This is a genomic window from Bifidobacterium pluvialisilvae, from assembly GCF_019331695.1.
Classification (GTDB): Bacteria; Actinomycetota; Actinomycetes; order Actinomycetales; family Bifidobacteriaceae; genus Galliscardovia; species Galliscardovia pluvialisilvae.
Window position 1 is genome coordinate 35560 of sequence record NZ_JAHBBI010000010.1, and the last position, 18683, is coordinate 54242.

The window sequence follows — 18683 nt, forward strand, 5'->3', positions numbered from 1 at the left end:
TGTCATGCCGCCCGTCCGCCGTTTCTCCTCGGCGGACGGGCTTTTCCGTTTTCCCCGTGGGCTGCCTCGCGCAGGGTTTTACGCAAGCGTGTGGAGAACCCTACGCGGGGAGTGCCTTGCGTAGGTTATGCCGCACGTATGGCGTAAGACCCTACGCTTGGACCACTTCCCCGCTGGTTATCATGCATGCTTGCGTGATAACCTACGGTCGTCCGCGTCTACCGCTGTCACTTCGCTTGGCCCATGCTCGCACGGCGCACGAACCGCGAGCGCAGCGTCACCGGGGCCATCGTGTCGTCGCCGCTGTGCAGCGCCTGCCCGATGACGTACCGCGCCGCCTCGCGGGCCAGCTCCTGCCGCGGTACCGCGATGCTCGACAGCTGCGGCGAGCACACCTCGCACATGGGGATGTCGTCGATGCCGATCACCGACACGTCGTCCGGAACCCTCATCCCATGCCCGGCGAGGAACGTCATGAATGAGTACGCGACCTCGTCGTTATAGGCGATGACGGCCGACGTGGGCCGTCGCAGGAACGTCTCGAACGCCAGCGTCGATTCCGTCCCCACCGGATACGTGTACGACGTGTGCCGCAATCGCAGCCCCATACGGCGGCACGCGGCCTGCAGCGCATTCGCCCGCAGCCCGTTCTGCCACGACCGCCGCGCCCCCGGCAGATACGTCACCTGCTGGTGGCCCAGCCTTCGCAGCGTCTCCACGGCCTCGACGATCGCCGGCCCGTCGTCGGCGTACAGCGACCGGACGCCGCCGACAGCGCGGTTCATCACCGCCAGCGGACGCGACTGGGCGAGCTTGCGGATCGTGGCGTCGGGCAGACGCGGCGCGCACAATATCATCCCATCGACGTGGGGGATGGCCCTGACGATGATGTCGCGTTCGGATGCGGGATTCTCCTCCGTCTCCGACACCATGAGCCCGAAGTCCCGACGACTGCATTCGCGTTGCACGGCCCGCGCGATCTGCGAATACACGGGATTGCCCAGGTCGTTGACGGTCAGTGAGATCAGGCCGGCGAGGCGGCCCCTCTCCCGTGGGCGGATCATCGCCGCATGATAGCCGAGCCGGGACGCCACCTTCCGCACATGGTCCAGCGTCCGTACGTTCACGCGGTCGGGGTAGCGGAACGTGCGCGAGACCGTGGCGATGGAGACGCCCGCCGCCTTCGCCACGTCGGTGATCGTGACCGCGCCGTCGTCCCGCCGGCCTGCGGCGTCGTCGAAGCCGGCTGTGGCGGCGGTGTCGGCTGCGCCGTTTTCGTCGATGTCTTCGTCGGTATCGCCGTCGGTGTCGTGAACATTGCCCATGACCGTTCAGCATAGTGCCCGTTGCCGCAGGATTTGGAAAACGATGGAAAAAACGAGACGGCGCCGAACGCCCCTCTTTACGATGGGGGCGTCGATGATGCCAGTCATCGCATACGAACGGTCATGATTCGGGAATCCTCCCGCCACTGCCAGCTTTTTTCGGCGGACGGAATCCCTGCATCGGCGGACGGTTCCCGCGAGCGTGGAGGCCACGCGGGAACCGCCACCGCACCGTGCATCCCCTTCCCATGATTTGTTCACCATGTCCACGACATGTCCACGACCCACTCCCGCCACGAACGCCACGAATGGAGGAAGCCATGGCCGCGCACGAAACCCACAACGCCTCCACGGCCGACCTCACCGTCGGCCGTCCGCTGACGCGCATCCTCGTCTTTTCGATTCCGCTGATCCTCGGCACCCTGTTCCAGCAGCTCTACAGCTTCGCCGACGCCGTCATCGTCGGCCGTCTCATCGGCGACGACGCCCTCGGCGCGGTCGGCGCCACGTATTCGCTGAACTTCCTGATCCTCGGATTCGTGCAGGGCGCGTGCATCGGGTTCTCCATCCCCGCGGCGCAAAGCTTCGGCGCCAAGGACGAGCGCGACTTCCGCCGGTTCATGTGGAACGGCGTCTGGCTGTGCGTCATCATGTCGGTCGCGTTCACCGCGTCGATGACGCTGCTTGCCCGTCCGCTGCTCGCGTTCATCGACACGCCGGCCGAACTCATGGGCATGGCCGTCGAATACATCATCGTCATCTTCCTCGGCATCCCCTCGGCCGTGCTGTACAACCATTCGGCGGCGCTGATGCGGTCCGCGGGCGATTCGAAGCACCCGTTCTACTTCCTGCTCGTCTCCTGCGTGGTCAACATCGTGCTCAACTACGTGTTCATCGGCATCGTCGGCATGGGCGTCGTCGGGTCGGCGCTCGCCACCGTCATCGGGCAGACGCTCTCCGCCGCGCTGAACTGCTGGTGGGCGTTCACGAGGATCCCGATATTCCGGGTGCGCCACGACGAGATGCGCTGGTCGCACCGCCACATCGCCCGGCTGTGCTATGTGGGCCTGCCGATGGGGTTCGAGCATTCCGTGTGCGCCGTCGGCGCCGTGGCGATGCAGGGGGCCATCAACTCGCTCGGCGCCGCCATGGTGACCGCGCAGACCGCCGGCGAACGCATCCGCCAGATGTTCACGCTGCCCATGGAAAGCGTCGGCATGGCCATCGCCACCTACGCCGGGCAGAACTACGGCGCCCGGCGGCTCGACCGCATACGTCTGGGATTGCGCGACGGCGTGATCATCCAGGCCGTGTACTGCGCCCTGGCGTGGGTGACGATCCTGCTGTTCAAGGAGCCGATGTGCCGCTTCGTGCTGGGCGATTCACGCCCCGAGATCGTGGATGCGGCCGTGGAGTATCTGTTCATCATGAGCTGCTTCTTCATCCTTCACGGCTCGCTCATGATCTTCCTCAACACGCTGCAGGGCATGGGCTACAGCACGCAGGCCATCATCTCCGGCTTCGGCGAGCTCGCCGGCCGGTGCCTCGGCGGATGGCTCACGGTGATCGGCGGCGGCTACCTGCTCGTCTGCCTGTCGAACCCGATGGCATGGGCGTTCGCGCTGACGTACTGTGTGGTCATGGTCGGGGTGGTGATACGGCGCGCACAGGACGCGGGGGTCGCCGGCAAGGCCGGCTGAGGGCGGCCGCGTGCGGCGTGCGATGGCCGCCGCGCGGTACGCAGTGCCCGTCACGGCGTGACGGCCGTCACCCGGCGTCTTCGGCCCGCCGCGCCGCCGCGCCGATGCTGGTCTGCTGCAGGAACGAGGTGGGGCATCGTCGGACGGGCGTGGCGCTCGGGTCGGCGGTATGCAGGATCATGTCCACGCACATGGTGGTGCCTATCTCGATCATCTCGCGCCGGGGAATGATGATGCTCGCCAGCGGTGGGTCGAACATGTGTGCCAGACGGGTGCCGTCGATGCCCATCACCGACACCTGGTCCGGAATGCCCACGTCGTGCTGTTTGAGGAAGGCCATGAAGCCGAGCGCCATCACGTCGTTGTAGGCGACCACGGCGGTGGTGGGCTGGTCGAGAAACCGTTGGAAATCATGCCATCCGCCGCGGTAGGTGGGTTCGACTCCCTGCATGCGCCGCACCTTGAGGCCGTGCTTGGCGCAGAGGCGTTTGATGAGCTGCCAGCGGTACCCCTCCTGCCAGGAGAGATGCGGCCCGGCGAGGTAGGTGATGGCGCGGTGATCGAGTTCGACGAGCCGGCGCAGCGCGTCGTCCATGCTGTCGGTCAGGTCGGGGATCACACCCGGCAGCCCGTTCACGATACGGTTGACGACGACGACCGGCTTGCGCTGCGCGGCCTTGCGCAGCACGGTGTCGGACAGTCTGGGCGAGATGAGCAGCACGCCGTCAGCGAGCTGCAGGGCGTTGTCGAGCAGCCGCTTCTCCTGGGCCGGGTCCTCCTCGCTGTCGCTGGCGTTCACCGAGAATCCTCGTCGGATGCCGGTGGCCTGCAGCGTATGGATGGCCGTGGCGAACGCGGGGTTGTTGATGTCGGGCACGATGGCGGAGATCATGCCGTGCAGCCGCTCCTCGTCGAGCGCATCGATCCTGCCGGCGCGGTAGCCGAGCTCATGGGCCACGAGGCGCACACGCTGCGCGGTCTTGTAATTGACCCGGCCGGGACGGGACAATGCCCTCGATACAGTGGCCGGTGAAACCCCCGCCACGCTGGCGACCTCCGCGAGGGTGACCTTGTCGCTTTTCCCTATGTCGTTCTTTGCCATGGAAATCATTGTATCGGCGGGAATGCGGATACGGGCGCAAGGACGCGGCCGACGGCATGGCAACTGCAAAATCTGGAAAGAAAACGGGGGCAGCCTTCACGGCCCATACAGTGTGTACTACGTCGTCGGCGGAGCTGCCGGCACGGGCTTCGAAGGAGAGGAACATGCCAACGATATCGCTAGGAACATCACGCCTGCGCGCCATTCGCGACGTCAGTCCGTTGATGGCGTCGTACAACATCGAAATGACCGAGGTGACGGGAGGCACGTTCTGGAAGCGCTACATGCCCGGCCAGCTCGCCGGCACGGAACGGCTGGAGGTGGACGGCGTCGCCGGACTGCCGAGCATCATGGAGGTCTACCCGCCCAAGGACCTGCGCGACCCGCGCCTGCTCGCCATGGCCAAGCGGCTCGGACCCGCATGGGTGCGCGTCTCCGGCAGCTGGGCGTCGAACACCTACTATGATTTCGACGGCACGACCGGCGGCAGGGCGCCCGAGGGCTTCTCCAGCGTCCTCACCCGCGATCAGTGGGTGGGCGTGCTCGAATTCGTCAAGGCGGTCGGCGGACGCCTGCTCGTATCGGTGGCGAACAGCGCCGGCGTGCACGACACCGCCGACGGGTCATGGAACCCCGAACAGACCAGGATGCTGTTCGACTTCAGCCGCGAATACGGCGTCCCGATCGAGGCCGCCGAATTCATGAACGAGCCCAACGTCCTCGGCGCCGACAACTCGCCCGAAGGATACACGATGGGCGATTACGCGCGCGACCAGGACGCGTTCTTCCGCCTCCTGCGCGAGGAGTACCCGGAAGTGCTGTGCGTGGGGCCGTGCGCGTCCGACGGGCACGATCCGACCGTGCCGACCAGCGCCGTCAACCCCTATGACTCGTCGGTGCTCGACTCCATCATGTCGTTCGGAACCGACGAACTCATGCCGGTGCTGCAGGAACGGGCCGACGTGTTCAGCTATCACTGGTACAACGGTCTCTCCGAACGTGGGGAAAGCGTGCTCGGCAACCACTGGGACGTTTCGGAGGCCATGGGCGAACGCTACCTGGCCGTGGCCGGGGCCGCATGCCGGCGGTACATGCCGCTGCGGGACCGGTTCGCGCCCGACGCCCCGATGTGGGTGACCGAGACCGCCGACGCCGGACTCGGCGGCAACACCTGGGCCTCCACCTACCTCGACGTGTTCCGCACGGCCTGCGAACTGGGCGTGTTCGGCGAACTCACCGACGGCGTGCTGTTCCACAACACCCTCGCCTCGTCCGACTACGGATGGCTCGACTTCGCCGACTTCTCGCCACGGCCGAACTACTGGTTCATCTACCTGTGGAACCGCCTCATGGGCACCACCGTGTACAACGCCGGCGAGCCGGCGCGCGAAGGCGTGCACCTGTTCGCCCGTTCCCGCAAGGACGGCCGCGAGGGCGCGGCATGGCTGCTCGTCAACAATTCGCCGACCGAGCCGACCGAGGTGCGTGGCGTGCGCGGGGGCTGGATCTACCAGTTCACCGCCGACGACCCGCGCTCGCGCGAGATACGGCTCAACGGCACGCCGCTGCGCATGGGCGCGGAAGGCGCCTTCCCCGACATCATCCCCGAAACCATCGCCACCGACGCCGTGACGGCGCCCCCGGCATCGATCTCGTTCATCGTTCTGTGAACCGCCGGAACCCCGGCGGCCATCAACCAACTCAAAGGAGAGTATTATGAGTTCCCCCGCTACCAACGGAACCGCGACGGTGCGGCCCTTCGGCATGAGGGACAAGGCCGGATACCTGTTCGGTGATTTCGGCAACGACTTCATGTTCACCTTCGCCAGCTCGTTCCTCATGATCTTCTACACCAAGGTCATGGGCGTGCCCGGCGCCGTGGTGGGCACCCTGTTCCTCATCGCGCGCGTGGTGGACGCCTTCGCGGACGTCACCGTCGGCGTGGTGGTCGACAAGATGCCGGCAGGCAAGGGCGGCAAGTACCGTCCGGTCATGATGAAGATGGCCCCGGCCGTCGTCATCTTCTCGTTCCTCATGTACCAGACCTTCACGGTCGGCTCGCCCATGTGGGTCAGGATCGTGTACATGTACATCACGTACATCATCTGGGGCATCCTGTACTCCTGCGTGAACATCCCCTACAGCTCCATGGCCTCGCTGATCTCCCCCGAGCCCGAGGACCGCACCAGCCTGTCGACCTTCCGCTCCGTGGGCTCCACCTGCGCCTCGCTGGTGATCGGCGTCGTCGCCCCGCTCATCATCTACGAGACCGCGGCGGACGGCTCCCAGATCATCCGCGGCGGCGAAGGCACGCAGATCTTCGCGCTCGTCTCCGGCATCTTCGCCGTGCTGGCGCTCGCCTGCTTCTTCGCCTGCTACAAGCTGTGCACCGAGCGCGTCAAGCCGGAGATCCACCACGCGGACGGCGAACCCGCCGCCGAACGCAAGTCCACGCTGCACATGATCGGCAACGCGCTGAAGAGCCGCTCCCTGTGGGGCCTGATCCTCATGAGCGTGTGCTCCGCGATCGCCCTGATCTTCCTCATGCAGATGGTCAACTACATCTACGCCGACTACTTCCGCAACGCGAGCATGATCGCCGTGACCACCATGGGCGGCTCCCTGGCCATGCTGGCCGCCGCCCCGCTCGTCCGCCCGCTCACCAAGAAGATCGGCCACAAGGGCATCTCCATGAGCGGCCTGACGCTCGCCTGCGTGGTGGTGATCATCCTGTACGTGCTGCACACCGACCAGCCCCTCGTGTTCACCGTCGGCTACATGATCCTGTTCTTCGGCGTGGGCATGAGCACCATGGTCTGCTACGCCATGGCCACCGACACCATCGACGACATCGAGGTGACGCAGAACATGCGCGAGGACGCCACCGTGTACTCCGTGTACTCGTTCGGCCGCAAGGTCGGCCAGGCCATCGCGGGCTGGCTCGCCGGCAACGCGCTGAGCTGGGTGGGCTACCAGGCGGGCGCCACGACCGTGCAGACCGCCGAGGTGCGCAACAACATCTACACGCTCAGCACGCTCATCCCCGCGGTGACGCTGGTCGTCGGCATCCTGATCCTCGTCTTCATCTACCCGCTCAACAAGAAGCGCGTGGACTCCAACGTGGCCTTCCTCAAGGCCAAGCGCGCGCAGGCCGAGGCCGCCGAGGCCGTGGAGGCCTAGCCTCCGTCCCGCCGCGCACACGCCAGAGGTCCCCTCCGTTCCTCCCCGGAGGGGACCTTGGGCGCTGCGCTATCCGACCCCGCCGAACCGGTTGCCGAACCAGTTGAGCAGGGAGCCGGCCGCCACCAGCAGCGTGCCGATCCAGAACGGCATCGACAGGCTCAGCCCCAACAGCAGGGAGCTGGCGCCGACCGACAGCACCGGTGTGGCATAGGAGGCCACGGCCATCTTCTCCATGCTGCCATGGAGGATGCCGAACCCCCAGCAGGCGTAGCCGCCGGCGATCACCGCGGCCGTGACCAGCACCGTCGCCCACGCGTGCGGCGGGGGAGCGGCGGCGGGCAGGCCGTCGCCGGAGGCGAAGTGCACCAGCCACAACGCCCCGCATACGCAGGGGAAGAACACGCTGGTGCCGTCGTACCCCTTCGACATCGACGGCGTGGCCACCGCATACACCGACCAGGCGAGCGCGCCCGCGAACGACAATGCGAACGGCAGCGGGTTCTCTACCACATGCCGTGCGGCCACATGCCAGTCGAGACCGCTGTTGCCGCCCACGGCGAGGAACACGCCTGCCGTGGCCACGACGGCGCCGGGCAGCGCGAACCATACGGCGTGGCGCCGTCGGGAGACGGCCGCGGCGAGCAGCACCATCATCGTGGGCCACAGATAGTTGATGAGGCTGATCTCCACCGACTGCGCGGCCGACGACGCCAGCCCGATGGACAGCGCGATCGACGACTCGTAGAACACGAACAGGCCGCCGCCGACGAGCAGATACCGTTTCGGCGCGAGCCACAGCGGCTTCGGCCGACGGAAGACCAGCAGCAGCACGGCGCCGCACGTATAGATCATCGCCGAGCCGAGCGTGGCGCCGAACGATTCCGAGACGATGCGCACAAGCCCCATCATCATGCTCCACAACGCGATCGCCGCGAACCCGACCATCGTGGCCGCCGCCGAGGAGACGTCGCCCGGCTTCGAAGCGCCATCGTGGCCGGAGGGCGGTGCGGGCGTGGGCTGTGCTGGTTTCCGTGAACTCATACGGTCATCCTAGCCGTGTGATGTCACGGCGAAGGACCCCGGGGAAACCGGGCGTCATGGAAAACTCTGGAAAGAAAACCACGCGGTTTCCCCATCCCATACAGTGGTGGGCAGGGGAACGGGGCCGACGACGAGGTACCGGTCCGCTCCCGCCACCGTATCCGACCAACCCACCACGACCCAATCATCCACGACCACATCATCCACACGGCCGGCGGGCCGCGGCATCGTCCGTGGCCATGCGCCGGCGACGCAAAGGACGGTACATCATGACCATACGCACCATCACCACCCTCACCGACGGCTGGCTGTTCACCAAGGAGTCCCTCGACGGCGTGCCCGCCTACGCGCCCGGCCCCGGATGGGCCGAGGTCAGCGTGCCCCACACCTGGAACGCGTTCGACGGCCAGGACGGCGGCTCCGACTACCACCGCGGCGCATGCTGGTACGTGCGCGGGCTGGAGGTCGGCGAGCGCGCCCCCGGCTCACGCGTCTACCTCGAATTCCAGGGCGCGGCCAATGTCGCCGAGGTCTACGTGAACGGCAACAGGGTCGGCGGGCACGTCGGCGGCTATTCCACGTTCCGCATGGACGTCACCGATGCGCTCACGACGGGCGGCGACGTGCTCGCCGTGAAGGTCGGCAACGAGGAACGCTCCGACGTCTACCCGCAGATGGCCGACTTCACATTCTACGGCGGCCTGTACCGCCCGGTCGAGGTGCTGGTCGTGAACCCCACCCACTTCGACCTCGACCACCATGGCGGCCCCGGCGTCACCGTCTCGTCCACCATCGGCGAGCATGGCGCCGCGCTGCTCGACGCCCGCGCATGGGTGGCCGGCGCCGAAGCCGGCGATCAGGTGAGCTTCCGCATCCTCGACGAGGACGGCGAGGAGGTGGCCTGCGCGGCCCAGCCGGCCGACCTCGACGGCGGCGCGGTCCGCACCCTCATCGAGATTCCCGACGCCCACCTGTGGCAGGGCACCGAGGACCCGTACCTGTATGAGGTCGTCGCCACCGTGATCCGCCACAACGAGGTGCTCGACGAGGTCTCGTTCCTCCACGGCGTGCGTGAATTCCGCTTCGACCCGCAGGAGGGCTTCTTCCTCAACGGCAGGCTCACCCCGCTGCGCGGCGTCTCGCGTCATCAGGACCGTCTCGGCAAAGGCAATGCGCTCAGCCTCGAGGACCACGTCGAGGACGCCTACCTCATCAGGGAGCTCGGCGCGAACACCATCCGCCTCGCCCACTATCAGCAGGCGCAGGAATTCTACGACCTGTGCGACCGGCTCGGCTTCGTCGTCTGGGCGGAGATCCCCTTCATCTCCAAGATGAGCGACGACCCGGCCGCCCACCAGGACTGCCTGAGCCAGATGACCGAGCTCGTCATCCAGAACTTCAACCATCCGTCGATCGCGATGTGGGGCATCTCCAACGAGATTCTCATCGGCGGCGACAGCCCGCGGCTCGTCGCGAACCTCCGGGAGCTGCACGCGCTCGCCAAGAGCCTCGACCCCACGCGCGTGACCACCATGGCGCAGGTCTCCAGCACGCCGAAGAACTCCGAGCACAACCGGATCACCGACATCCTCAGCTACAACCACTACTTCGGCTGGTACGGCGGCCATCTCGAGGACAACGAGGCATGGCTCGACGACTTCCACGCCATGCATCCCGACCGTTCGTTCGGCCTGTCGGAATACGGCTGCGAGGGCATCATCTCGTACCATACCGACGACCCGCAGTGCGGCGACTACTCCGAGGAATACCAGGCCGTCTACCATGAGCACATGGCCCGCATCATCGACGAGCGCCCATGGCTGTGGGGCACGCACGTGTGGAACATGTTCGACTTCGGCTGCGACGCCCGCAAGGAGGGCGGCGTCGCGGGCCGCAACAACAAGGGCCTCGTGACCATCGACCGCAGGGTCAAAAAGGACGCGTTCTTCATCTACCAGGCGTATTGGTCGGCCGAGCCCATGGTGCACATCTGCTCCAAGCGCTACGCCCTGCGCGCCGCCGAAGCCATCGACGTGAAGGTCTACTCCAACCAGCCGTCCGTCTCGCTCGTGGTCGACGGCAGGCCGTTCGCCACGCTCGAGGCCCCTGCCCAGCCCGACCCGCACGTCTTCGTGTTCAGGGACGTGCCGCTCGCCGACGGGTACACGCGAGTCGAGGCCCATGCCGGCGACGTCTCCGACTCGACGTCGTGGCGGAAGGTGGCCGAACCGTACGAGCCGTATACGTTCGTCGACCCCGAAGGCGGCAACATCGTCATGAACTGGTTCGACGACGTCTCCGCCGACGAGGGGCTGCCGGTCGACGCCCCGTACGACGAGTCGCATTACTCCGTGCACGACACCGTCAGCACGATCCTTGACAACCCCGAGGCCTCGGCCACGGTGACCAACGCGGCCTCCAGCCTCGCGAACATGAGAATCAAGGCCAGCATGTTCGGCGTGCTCGGCGACAAGAGCCTCGTCGAGATGTTCGACCAGCTTCGCAACATGGCCGGCGACGCCACGGACATCCCGCAGAAGCTCGCCTACCTCAACGCGCAGCTCCAGCGAATCGCCAAGTGACGGCCCGGGAACCCCGCCCCCTCCGACGAGGGGGCGTTCCCATGCCCGGTCGGGAGGACGCGGGGCGGGACAAAGGTGTGGGCATCGGCGCGCGTCTTCCGGGCGTGTCGCGGATTTGCCGTCGTCGGGAATCAGGTGTATATTGCTTGTTTTGTAAACCACAGACCGTTGGTTAGGGGCGCAAGCCTCTCGAAGGTTGCCAACGCAGGTTGAGAAAGCTGACCTTCCGGATTCGGAAGATTTCGGCATGGCCATGATTCATGATTATGGCGATGCCCGATGATGATGTTTGCTCCGCCTGCGTGCGGGGCTTTTTTATTGCTTCGTGGCTTCCTCCGGTCAACGGCCGACTTAGGAAGGAACGCCATGTTAAGGCCCGAAAAGGCTGAGGTCATCGCACAGCTCACGGAACAGTTCCGTGACGCCGATGCCGTGTACCTCACTGAGTACCGCGGGCTGAGCGTGCCGCAGATCACCGATCTGCGCGAAAAGCTGGGCCGCGATACTTCCTACACTGTGGCGAAGAACACGCTTGCACGTATTGCCGCGAAGGAAGCTGGCATCGAGGGTCTTGATGAGTACCTCAAGGGACCGTCCGCCATCACCTTCGTCAAGGGTGACTACGTCGAGGCCGCCAAGGTCCTGCGTGATTTCGCCAAGACCAACAAGCAGCTCATCGTCAAGGGCGGCTACGCTGACGACACCGTTTACGATGCCGAAGGCGTCACCAAGCTCGCCGACCTTGAGTCCCGCCCGGTCCTGCTGTCCAAGATCGCGTACTCCCTCAAGGCTGTACAGACCAAGACCGCTCAGCTCTTCGTCGCCCTGCCGACCAAGGCAGTCCGCACCGTGGACGCTCTGCGCGAGAAGCAGGAGAAGGCCGCCTGATTCCCGTCCACACGGACTGGCATCTCGCCGCTTGAATAATCAATATAAAAATTTTCGGTGACCGGATTTCACCTTAACAAAACTCCCGGCCGCCATTGAATGAAAGGAAGCCATTATGGCTAAGCTCACCAACGAAGAGCTTCTTGATGCTTTCGGTGAAATGACCCTCGTCGAGCTCTCCGAGTTCGTCAAGGCCTTCGAAGACAAGTTCGACGTCGAGGCCGCCGCTCCGGCCGCCGTCGCCGTTGCCGCTCCGGGCGCCGCCGCCCCGGCCGAGGAGGAGAAGACCGAGTTCGACGTCATCCTCTCCGCCGTCGGCGACAAGAAGATCCAGGTCATCAAGGCCGTCCGCGCCATCACTTCCCTGGGCCTGGCCGACGCCAAGGCTCTCGTGGACGGCGCTCCGAAGCCGGTCCTCGAAGGCGCCAAGAAGGAAGACGCCGAGAAGGCCAAGTCCCAGCTGGAAGAGGCTGGCGCCACCGTCGAGCTCAAGTGATTCTCGCGGCATGAGCCGCGCAGTGTTCACTGCTTGATTTCGTCAGACCCTGTGTCCGTGGAATCCCGCGGCACGGGGTTTTCGCATATGCGGCGGGAAGAACCCTCGGAATTTTCGCCAATGGTCTGCGCCCGGCGTACACTATCGGGCGTGGCAGAGGCAGACGAGACGGCGATGCATGGCGTGCGACGGGCGAAGGCGGACGAGAAATACCGGCAGATGACCGGCCGGCCGGTCAAGCCGCTCATCATGCGGCTCGCGCTGCCGGCGGTCGTCTCCAATCTGGTCACCATGATCTACAATCTCGCCGACACGTACTTCATCGGCCAGCTCGGCACCTCGCAGTCCGGAGCCATCGGCATCGCGTTCTCCATCATGACCGTCATGCAGGCCATCGGCTTCTTCTTCGGCAACGGCGCCGGAAACTCCATGTCCAGGGAACTCGGCAAGCACAACGAGGCCCGCGCCGCACGGCTCATGGCCATCGGCTTCTTCGGGTCGGTCGGGTTCGGCACGCTGCTCGCCGTATGCGGGCTGCTGCTCGTGCATCCGCTGGTGTTCGCGCTCGGCTCCACCGACACCATCGCGCCGTATGCGGTGCGGTATCTCACGCCGCTGTTCGTCGCCGCGCCCATGGTGTGCGGGTCGTTCACCATGAACGGGCTGCTGCGGTACCAGGGGCTTTCGGCGTACGCCATGGTGGGCCTGGTGTTCGGCGCCGTGCTCAACATCGCGCTGGCCCCCGCGCTGATCTTCGGCGCACGGCTCGGCATCCTCGGCGCGGGCGTCGCCACCGCGATATGCCAGACCATCAGCTTCGCCATACTGGTCGGCATGTGCCGCACGGTCGCGGTGCTCAAGCTCACGCCGCGGCAGTTCCGCCCGAACATGCTGCTGGTGCGCGAGGTCATCGGCGGGGGACTGCCGTCGCTGCTGCGGCAGAGCGTCGGATCGGTGGCCACCACCTGCGTGAACCTCGCCGCCAATCCGTTCGGCGACGCCGCCATCGCCGCCATGGCCATCGTCATGCGGCTCATGCTGTTCACCAATTCGGTGATCATCGGGCTTGGCCAGGGCTTCCAGCCCGTGTGCGGGTACAACTACGGTGCCGGGCTGTTCGCCCGCGTCAAACAGGGCTATTGGTTCTGCATCCGGCTGAGCACGGCGATCCTCATCGGGTTCTCCGTGGGATTGTCCGCGTTCGCCCCGCAGCTGATCGAGCTGTTCCGCTCCGACCCCGACGTGGTGCGCATCGGCGTCGTGGCGCTGTGGCTGCAATGCGCGAGCCTGCCCATCATGGGCTGCAACATGATATCGAACATGATGCAGCAGACGATGGGATTGACCGGCGTGGCCTCGTTCCTGGGCGTATGCCGCCAGGGCGTCTACCTGGTGCCGCTGATCGCCGTGCTGCCGCACGCATGCGGCCTGCTCGGCGTGCAGGCGGCGCAGCCGGTGGCCGACATCCTGACGTTCCTCACGACGATTCCCCTGCAATACCGCGTGTTGAAACGCCTCAATGTGCAGATGTGAGACGGGTGTGTTGCAATAATGGGGGAAAGCCGACGTGCCGTGCCACAATTGACATAAGTGTGTCCGGCATCAAAGGTGCCCACAACGGTAGAGGAGGCTCGTTCTGTGATTGACCAGCAGTGGCTCATCAAAGTCAACGGCGTTGACGAGATTCGTGTCGATGCGGGGCAGACCGTGGTCATCGGCCGCAAGCCCCTGCGTCCCGTCGCCGAGGAGGAGGGCGTGCGTCGCCTCGACGTGGACGACACGACGAAGTCCATGTCGAAACGCCATGTGCGATTCGCCGTGACGGATGCCGGCGTCGCCAGCATCGAGGACCTGTCGTCGACGAACGGCACCTACGTGGTGCGTGACGATGGCGAGCTGATGCGTGTGCCGGCGAGCAAGGAGTTCCAGCTGCCACGGTCGACCATGCGGTTCCAGCTCGGCGACGTGCCGGTCGATTTCCTCAGGGTCCCCGCCCGGCCGAAGGACGAGGGCACGAAGGTCTCCGACCTGTTCGCGTATGCGGCGCCGGGCGGCGAGGCGCAGCAGGAGACGACCCCCGCCGACATGAGCGTGGACGACATCCTCGACCTGCGTGCGGGGGAGCCTACCGGATTGCTCAGCACCGCCAAGGTGCGCAGCCGCATCGACGCGCTGCATGACCGCGTCGTTGCCGAGACCCGCAGGCAGCAGGAATCCGATGCCTCCGCGACCGGGGGCGCCGCCGTGCAGGACGCCGTGACCGAGGTCATCGGCGGTCCGAAAGCCACGCCGGACACGGCCTCGCCTGTGGCCGCACCCGTGGCCGCCTCCCCGGATGCCGGGGCCGATGCCATGAGCCGGTTCCGGCCGGGCGCCGCCGGTGACGCCGCGCCGGCCGGGGCGGAGAGCGCCTCCACCGGATTCACCCCGGTGTTCGAGCCGGGGTCGGTGTTCGAACGGCTGTCCAAGGGCGAGCTGAACAAGCCCGAACCGGTGATCGAGGCCGGTGGGTTCACCTCGGACGAAGCCAAGACTACCCGTGATTACGACATGCAGTTCGACATCGCGCGTCAGCGCGAGCTGCTGCCGTTCCTCGCATTGAATCCTTCACTGTATCCCGATCTCTATTCGTGGCTGGAGCTGCAGGGCAACGACGACGTCGACCGGGCGTTGCAGGGCAATCAGGGATATCAGGATTATCTGGCCGGTAAAGGGGAATAGAACGAATGAATAACGCTGCTGAAGCCTCGGTGTCCGCCGAGGCCATCGACCGTGTGCAGTCCTGGTATGAGGAATACCGCAACGACCACAATCCCTCTCCGGTGGAGGACCTCACCCAGTTGGAGGCCAGGCTCGACCTCACCCATGCGCACCCCTCCGGGGTGGCGCAGCTGTTCGCCAGCGGCCATGTGCAGCTGAGCAGCCTGTTCCGCGACAGCGGCATGCTGAGGGCGGGCCAGCACCGGCTCGCGCGCGTGCTGGAGGACCAGGCCGCCGTGGAGAACCTCAGCGGCGACGCGCAGCTGTCGCTCGCCGTGGGCGTGGCCAGCTGGAAGGGCTCGACCATGCCGCTGCTGCTCTACCCCGTGCGCGTGGACCGCGGCGAGGGGGAGGAGTCGCTCGCCCACGCGCAGATCCGCTTCACCGCCACGGCGAACATCAACCCGGTGTTCGTCTCCGCCATGCATGAGAACGGCGTCATGCTCGACGAGGACAGCCTGCTCGACACCTCGCAGTATTCCGAAAGCTCCCCGGAGACGTCCGCGCTGTTCTCCCGCATCACGTCGCTGGTGGGCGATTCCGTGGAGGACTTCGTCGTGGAGCGCGAGATCATCCTCGGCTGCTTCATCCACTCGTCCACGCTGTTCCTCGAGGAGGGCGAAGCGCTGCTGCGTCGCATGCGCCGCGGGCTGACGGGCAACGATCTTCTCGACACGCTCGCCGGCAACGACAAGGCCGCGGACTTCCTCGCCGACTATCCGGTGCCGACGTTCAGCCCCTACGACGGCGACCCCCACAACGAGCTGGAGATCGGCGACATCGACAACGCCACCCGCTACGCCGCGCAGATCGTGTCCTCCGGCGCCTCCGTGTTCGTCGACCTGCCCACCGGCCGCAGCTCCGACATGATTTCCGCCGGCATCGCGAGCCGTGCCGTGATGAACGGCAAGACCGTGCTGTACGTGCCGTGCGTGCCCAGCCAGAAGCGCCGTTTCATGCGCCGCATCGCCCGCAACGAGATCGCGGGCCTCATGCTGGACATCGGCGACCACGCCTCCAATTCGGCCATCGACCAGCAGCTCATCGCCGCCGTGGGATACCAGCCCGGCACGGCCAGCTCCCACTTCGACCAGCTCGCCGACGAGCTCGTGGGCGTGCGCTCGCGCCTCACCCGGTATCTGGGCGACCTGCACGGCAAGAACAAGGAGTGGGGCGTCTCCGCCTATGAGACCATCCAGAACCTCGCCCGCATCTCCGCCCTGCCCACCCACCCGGCCACGCACGTGCGCCTGAGCGAGCACACGGCGCGCGAACTGGGCAACGCCATGGACGAGTGGAGCGAGAAGCTCGTCCGCGCCGGCGAGCTCGGCGAATTCCGCATCGGCCCCGAGGACACCTCCTGGTACCGGGCCTCCATCTACAGCGAGCAGGAGGCCGTCAACGCCTACCAGCGCGTGGTGCGCCTGTTGGAGACGCTGCTGCCCGCCGTGCGCGAGCAGATCCGTTCCGTGGTGGAGACCTGCGGGTTCCCCATCCCCAAGACCATGCAGGAGTGGAGCCGCCAGGTGGTGGTGCTCAAGAACCTGCGCCGCGTGCTCGACGTGTTCCAGCCCGCCATCTTCGAACGCGACATCGCCGCGATGATCGAGGCCTCGAAGTCCAAGGCCGAGCGCAAGGCGTCCGGTTCCGCCATGGGCTTCTGGGACCGCCGGCGCCACATCAAGGAGGCCAAGAGCCTGCTGCGCGTGGGCGCGCAGGTGGAGGACCTGCACGACGCCCTCGTGATCGTCTCCAAGCAGGCGGACCAGTGGCGGCTCTTCGTGCCCCGCGGCGGCTGGCCCGTGCTGCCGCCGAAGCTCGACGACATCATCGAGACGCAGGACGACATCACCTCCGACCTGACCGCCCTGAACTCCGTGCTTGCCACCACACCCGACGGCGCCGACCTCGAATCCGTGCCGTTCGCCGCGCTTGAGGCCCGCCTGCAGGGTCTGTTCGACGACCATCGCTCGCTCGACACCCTGCCCGAGCGCGCCATGCTCGAGCGCGACTTCCGCGACAACGGCCTCGGCGAACTGGTCGACGACCTGCGCAACCGCCACGTGACCAAGGACGCCGCCGCCGGCGAGCTCCAGCTGGCCTGGTGGACCACGATCTTCGAGCTCATCGTGCGCTCGTCGCCCATCATCTCCAACCAGGACGGCTCCGTGCTGTCGGCGGCGTCCGAACGGTTCAGCCAGGTGGATGCGGAGCATGTGACGTCCATCGGGCCCATGGTCAACCAGGAGATGACCAAGCGTCTGAGCGAGCTGCTGTTCTCGCGCTCGCACGAGGCGAACCAGCTGCACACGCTGCTCGCCAGCCCGTCGCCGGTGCCGCTCGGACGCCTGCGCCGCGACTACCCGAACATCCTCACCGCCACCAAGCCGATCCTCGTGGCGTCGCCCGCCTCCCTTGTGGCGAACACGTCGCTGGAGCGTCTGGCGGACATCGCCATCATCGACTCGGCCGCGCACGTCGACCCGTTGGAGCTGCTGTCGGTGCTCGCGCGCGTGGACCAGGTGGTCATCCTCGCCCACAAGGAGACCGTCTCCTCGCCCGCCGTCAAGATGCTCATCGAGCATCTCAAGCCGCTGCGGCTGCTCGAACGCCCGGACCGCCGGGACCTGCGCGTCGCCCAGTTCCTCGAATCCCATGGCTACGGCAAGGTGCCGATGGCGCTCGGCGTGCCGAACGCGAAGCTCGGCGTCAGCTACACGAAGGTCGAGGCCAATGGCGTGCCCTCGGTGGTCACCGGCATCGTGGAAAGCACGAAGAACGAAATCGACGCCGTCGTGGAGCTGGTCATCAACCGTGCCGGCGGGTTCACCATCGTCCCGTCGTCCTATCTGCTCACCATCGTCACCATGTGCCCGACGCATCGCCAGCGCATCGGCGCCGAGCTCAAGGCGCGCAGCTCCAAGGACGCGGGCCTGCGCAAGTTCCTGCGCCACGTGCGCATCATCGGGCTCAACGAGGTGTGCGGCATGGAGTCCACGGACGTCATCATCACCTTCGGCTTCGCCAGGACCACGCACGGCCGCATGCTCCAGCAGTTCGGCCCCGTGCTCGAATCCGCCGGCGGCGCCGACATGCTGCTCGACGCCCTCGCCCTCGCCCACGCGCACGTGGACGTGGTCTCCGCCTTCGGCTCGAAGGACCTCGAGGACGAACGCCTGCGCCAGCCCGGCCCGCAGCTGATGAAGAAGCTGCTCGTCTGGTGCGAGAACCTCACCCAGGTGACCGTGCCCAGGCCCCACGCCCTGCCGGTCAAGGCCAGCACGCTGCTCGAGGACCTCGCCGAACGTATCCGGGCCCGCGGACTCAACGTGGCCGTCAACTACGGGTTCGACGGCGGTATGTGCATCCCGCTCGCCATCGGCCTGCCGAACAAGCCGTTCTCGCTTGCCGTCATGACCGACGACCCGCAGTTCATGTCCATCCCGTCCACGCGCCAGCGCCACCGCTTCATGATGGAGGACCTCGAATCCCTCGGATGGTCGGTCATGGCCGTCTGGAGCGTTGCCGCGTTCGTCAACCCCGACAAGGAGGTCGACCGCGTGGTCAGCCGGCTCGCCAAGATCTATGGCGACGAACGGTAGGGGC

Annotated in this window: 12 protein-coding genes; 9 read left to right on the forward strand and 3 right to left on the reverse strand. The window is 66.3% G+C overall.

Annotated features, from left to right (window positions below; genetic code table 11):
- Positions 1-227: 227 nt before the first annotated feature.
- Positions 228-1325: a LacI family DNA-binding transcriptional regulator gene (locus tag KIH77_RS08420; protein ID WP_219100918.1), complete on the reverse strand. Its 1098-nt coding sequence runs from the start codon at positions 1323-1325 to the stop codon at positions 228-230.
- A 320-nt stretch (positions 1326-1645) separates the two neighbouring features.
- Here KIH77_RS08420 and KIH77_RS08425 point away from each other — a divergent pair, with 320 nt between their 5' ends.
- Positions 1646-3025, forward strand: a complete 1380-nt coding sequence (locus KIH77_RS08425; protein WP_219100920.1) for an MATE family efflux transporter — start codon at positions 1646-1648, stop codon at positions 3023-3025.
- A gap of 67 nt (positions 3026-3092) precedes the next feature.
- Here KIH77_RS08425 and KIH77_RS08430 read toward each other — a convergent pair whose 3' ends face one another.
- Positions 3093-4127, reverse strand: a complete 1035-nt coding sequence (locus KIH77_RS08430; protein ID WP_219100922.1) for a LacI family DNA-binding transcriptional regulator — start codon at positions 4125-4127, stop codon at positions 3093-3095.
- A 164-nt stretch (positions 4128-4291) separates the two neighbouring features.
- Between KIH77_RS08430 and KIH77_RS08435 the strand changes: the two genes are divergently transcribed.
- Both KIH77_RS08435 and KIH77_RS08440 read left to right on the forward strand, forming a co-directional pair.
- Positions 4292-5797 (forward strand): hypothetical protein, encoded by a 1506-nt coding sequence (locus KIH77_RS08435; protein WP_219100923.1) that lies wholly within the window; start codon positions 4292-4294, stop codon positions 5795-5797.
- 46 nt (positions 5798-5843) lie between these two features.
- Complete coding sequence (locus tag KIH77_RS08440) at positions 5844-7307, forward strand: MFS transporter (protein ID WP_219100925.1); 1464 nt, start codon at positions 5844-5846, stop codon at positions 7305-7307.
- A 69-nt stretch (positions 7308-7376) separates the two neighbouring features.
- Here the strand turns inward: KIH77_RS08440 and yddG are convergent, their stop codons facing one another.
- Positions 7377-8351 carry an aromatic amino acid DMT transporter YddG gene (gene yddG / locus KIH77_RS08445; protein ID WP_219100927.1) on the reverse strand — a complete coding sequence of 325 codons (975 nt, stop codon included), beginning with the start codon at positions 8349-8351 and terminating at the stop codon, positions 7377-7379.
- A 269-nt stretch (positions 8352-8620) separates the two neighbouring features.
- Here yddG and KIH77_RS08450 point away from each other — a divergent pair, with 269 nt between their 5' ends.
- From KIH77_RS08450 to KIH77_RS08475, 6 genes are all read left to right on the forward strand, one after another.
- Positions 8621-10933, forward strand: a complete 2313-nt coding sequence (locus KIH77_RS08450; RefSeq protein ID WP_219100929.1) for a glycoside hydrolase family 2 protein — start codon at positions 8621-8623, stop codon at positions 10931-10933.
- Between the two features lie 366 nt (positions 10934-11299).
- On the forward strand, positions 11300-11821 hold the full coding sequence (gene rplJ / locus KIH77_RS08455; RefSeq protein ID WP_219100931.1) for a 50S ribosomal protein L10: 522 nt from the start codon (positions 11300-11302) through the stop codon (positions 11819-11821).
- A gap of 115 nt (positions 11822-11936) precedes the next feature.
- Positions 11937-12317, forward strand: a complete 381-nt coding sequence (gene rplL, locus KIH77_RS08460) for a 50S ribosomal protein L7/L12 (protein ID WP_109136935.1) — start codon at positions 11937-11939, stop codon at positions 12315-12317.
- 174 nt (positions 12318-12491) lie between these two features.
- Positions 12492-13850 carry an MATE family efflux transporter gene (locus KIH77_RS08465; protein ID WP_236024595.1) on the forward strand — a complete coding sequence of 453 codons (1359 nt, stop codon included), beginning with the start codon at positions 12492-12494 and terminating at the stop codon, positions 13848-13850.
- A gap of 105 nt (positions 13851-13955) precedes the next feature.
- Positions 13956-15038: a variant leucine-rich repeat-containing protein gene (locus KIH77_RS08470; RefSeq protein WP_308283322.1), complete on the forward strand. Its 1083-nt coding sequence runs from the start codon at positions 13956-13958 to the stop codon at positions 15036-15038.
- A gap of 5 nt (positions 15039-15043) precedes the next feature.
- The gene (locus KIH77_RS08475; RefSeq protein ID WP_219100933.1) at positions 15044-18679 is read left to right on the forward strand and encodes a PDDEXK-like endonuclease domain-containing protein; all 3636 of its coding nucleotides are present in this window, start codon (positions 15044-15046) and stop codon (positions 18677-18679) included.
- The last annotated feature ends 4 nt before the right edge of the window (positions 18680-18683 follow it).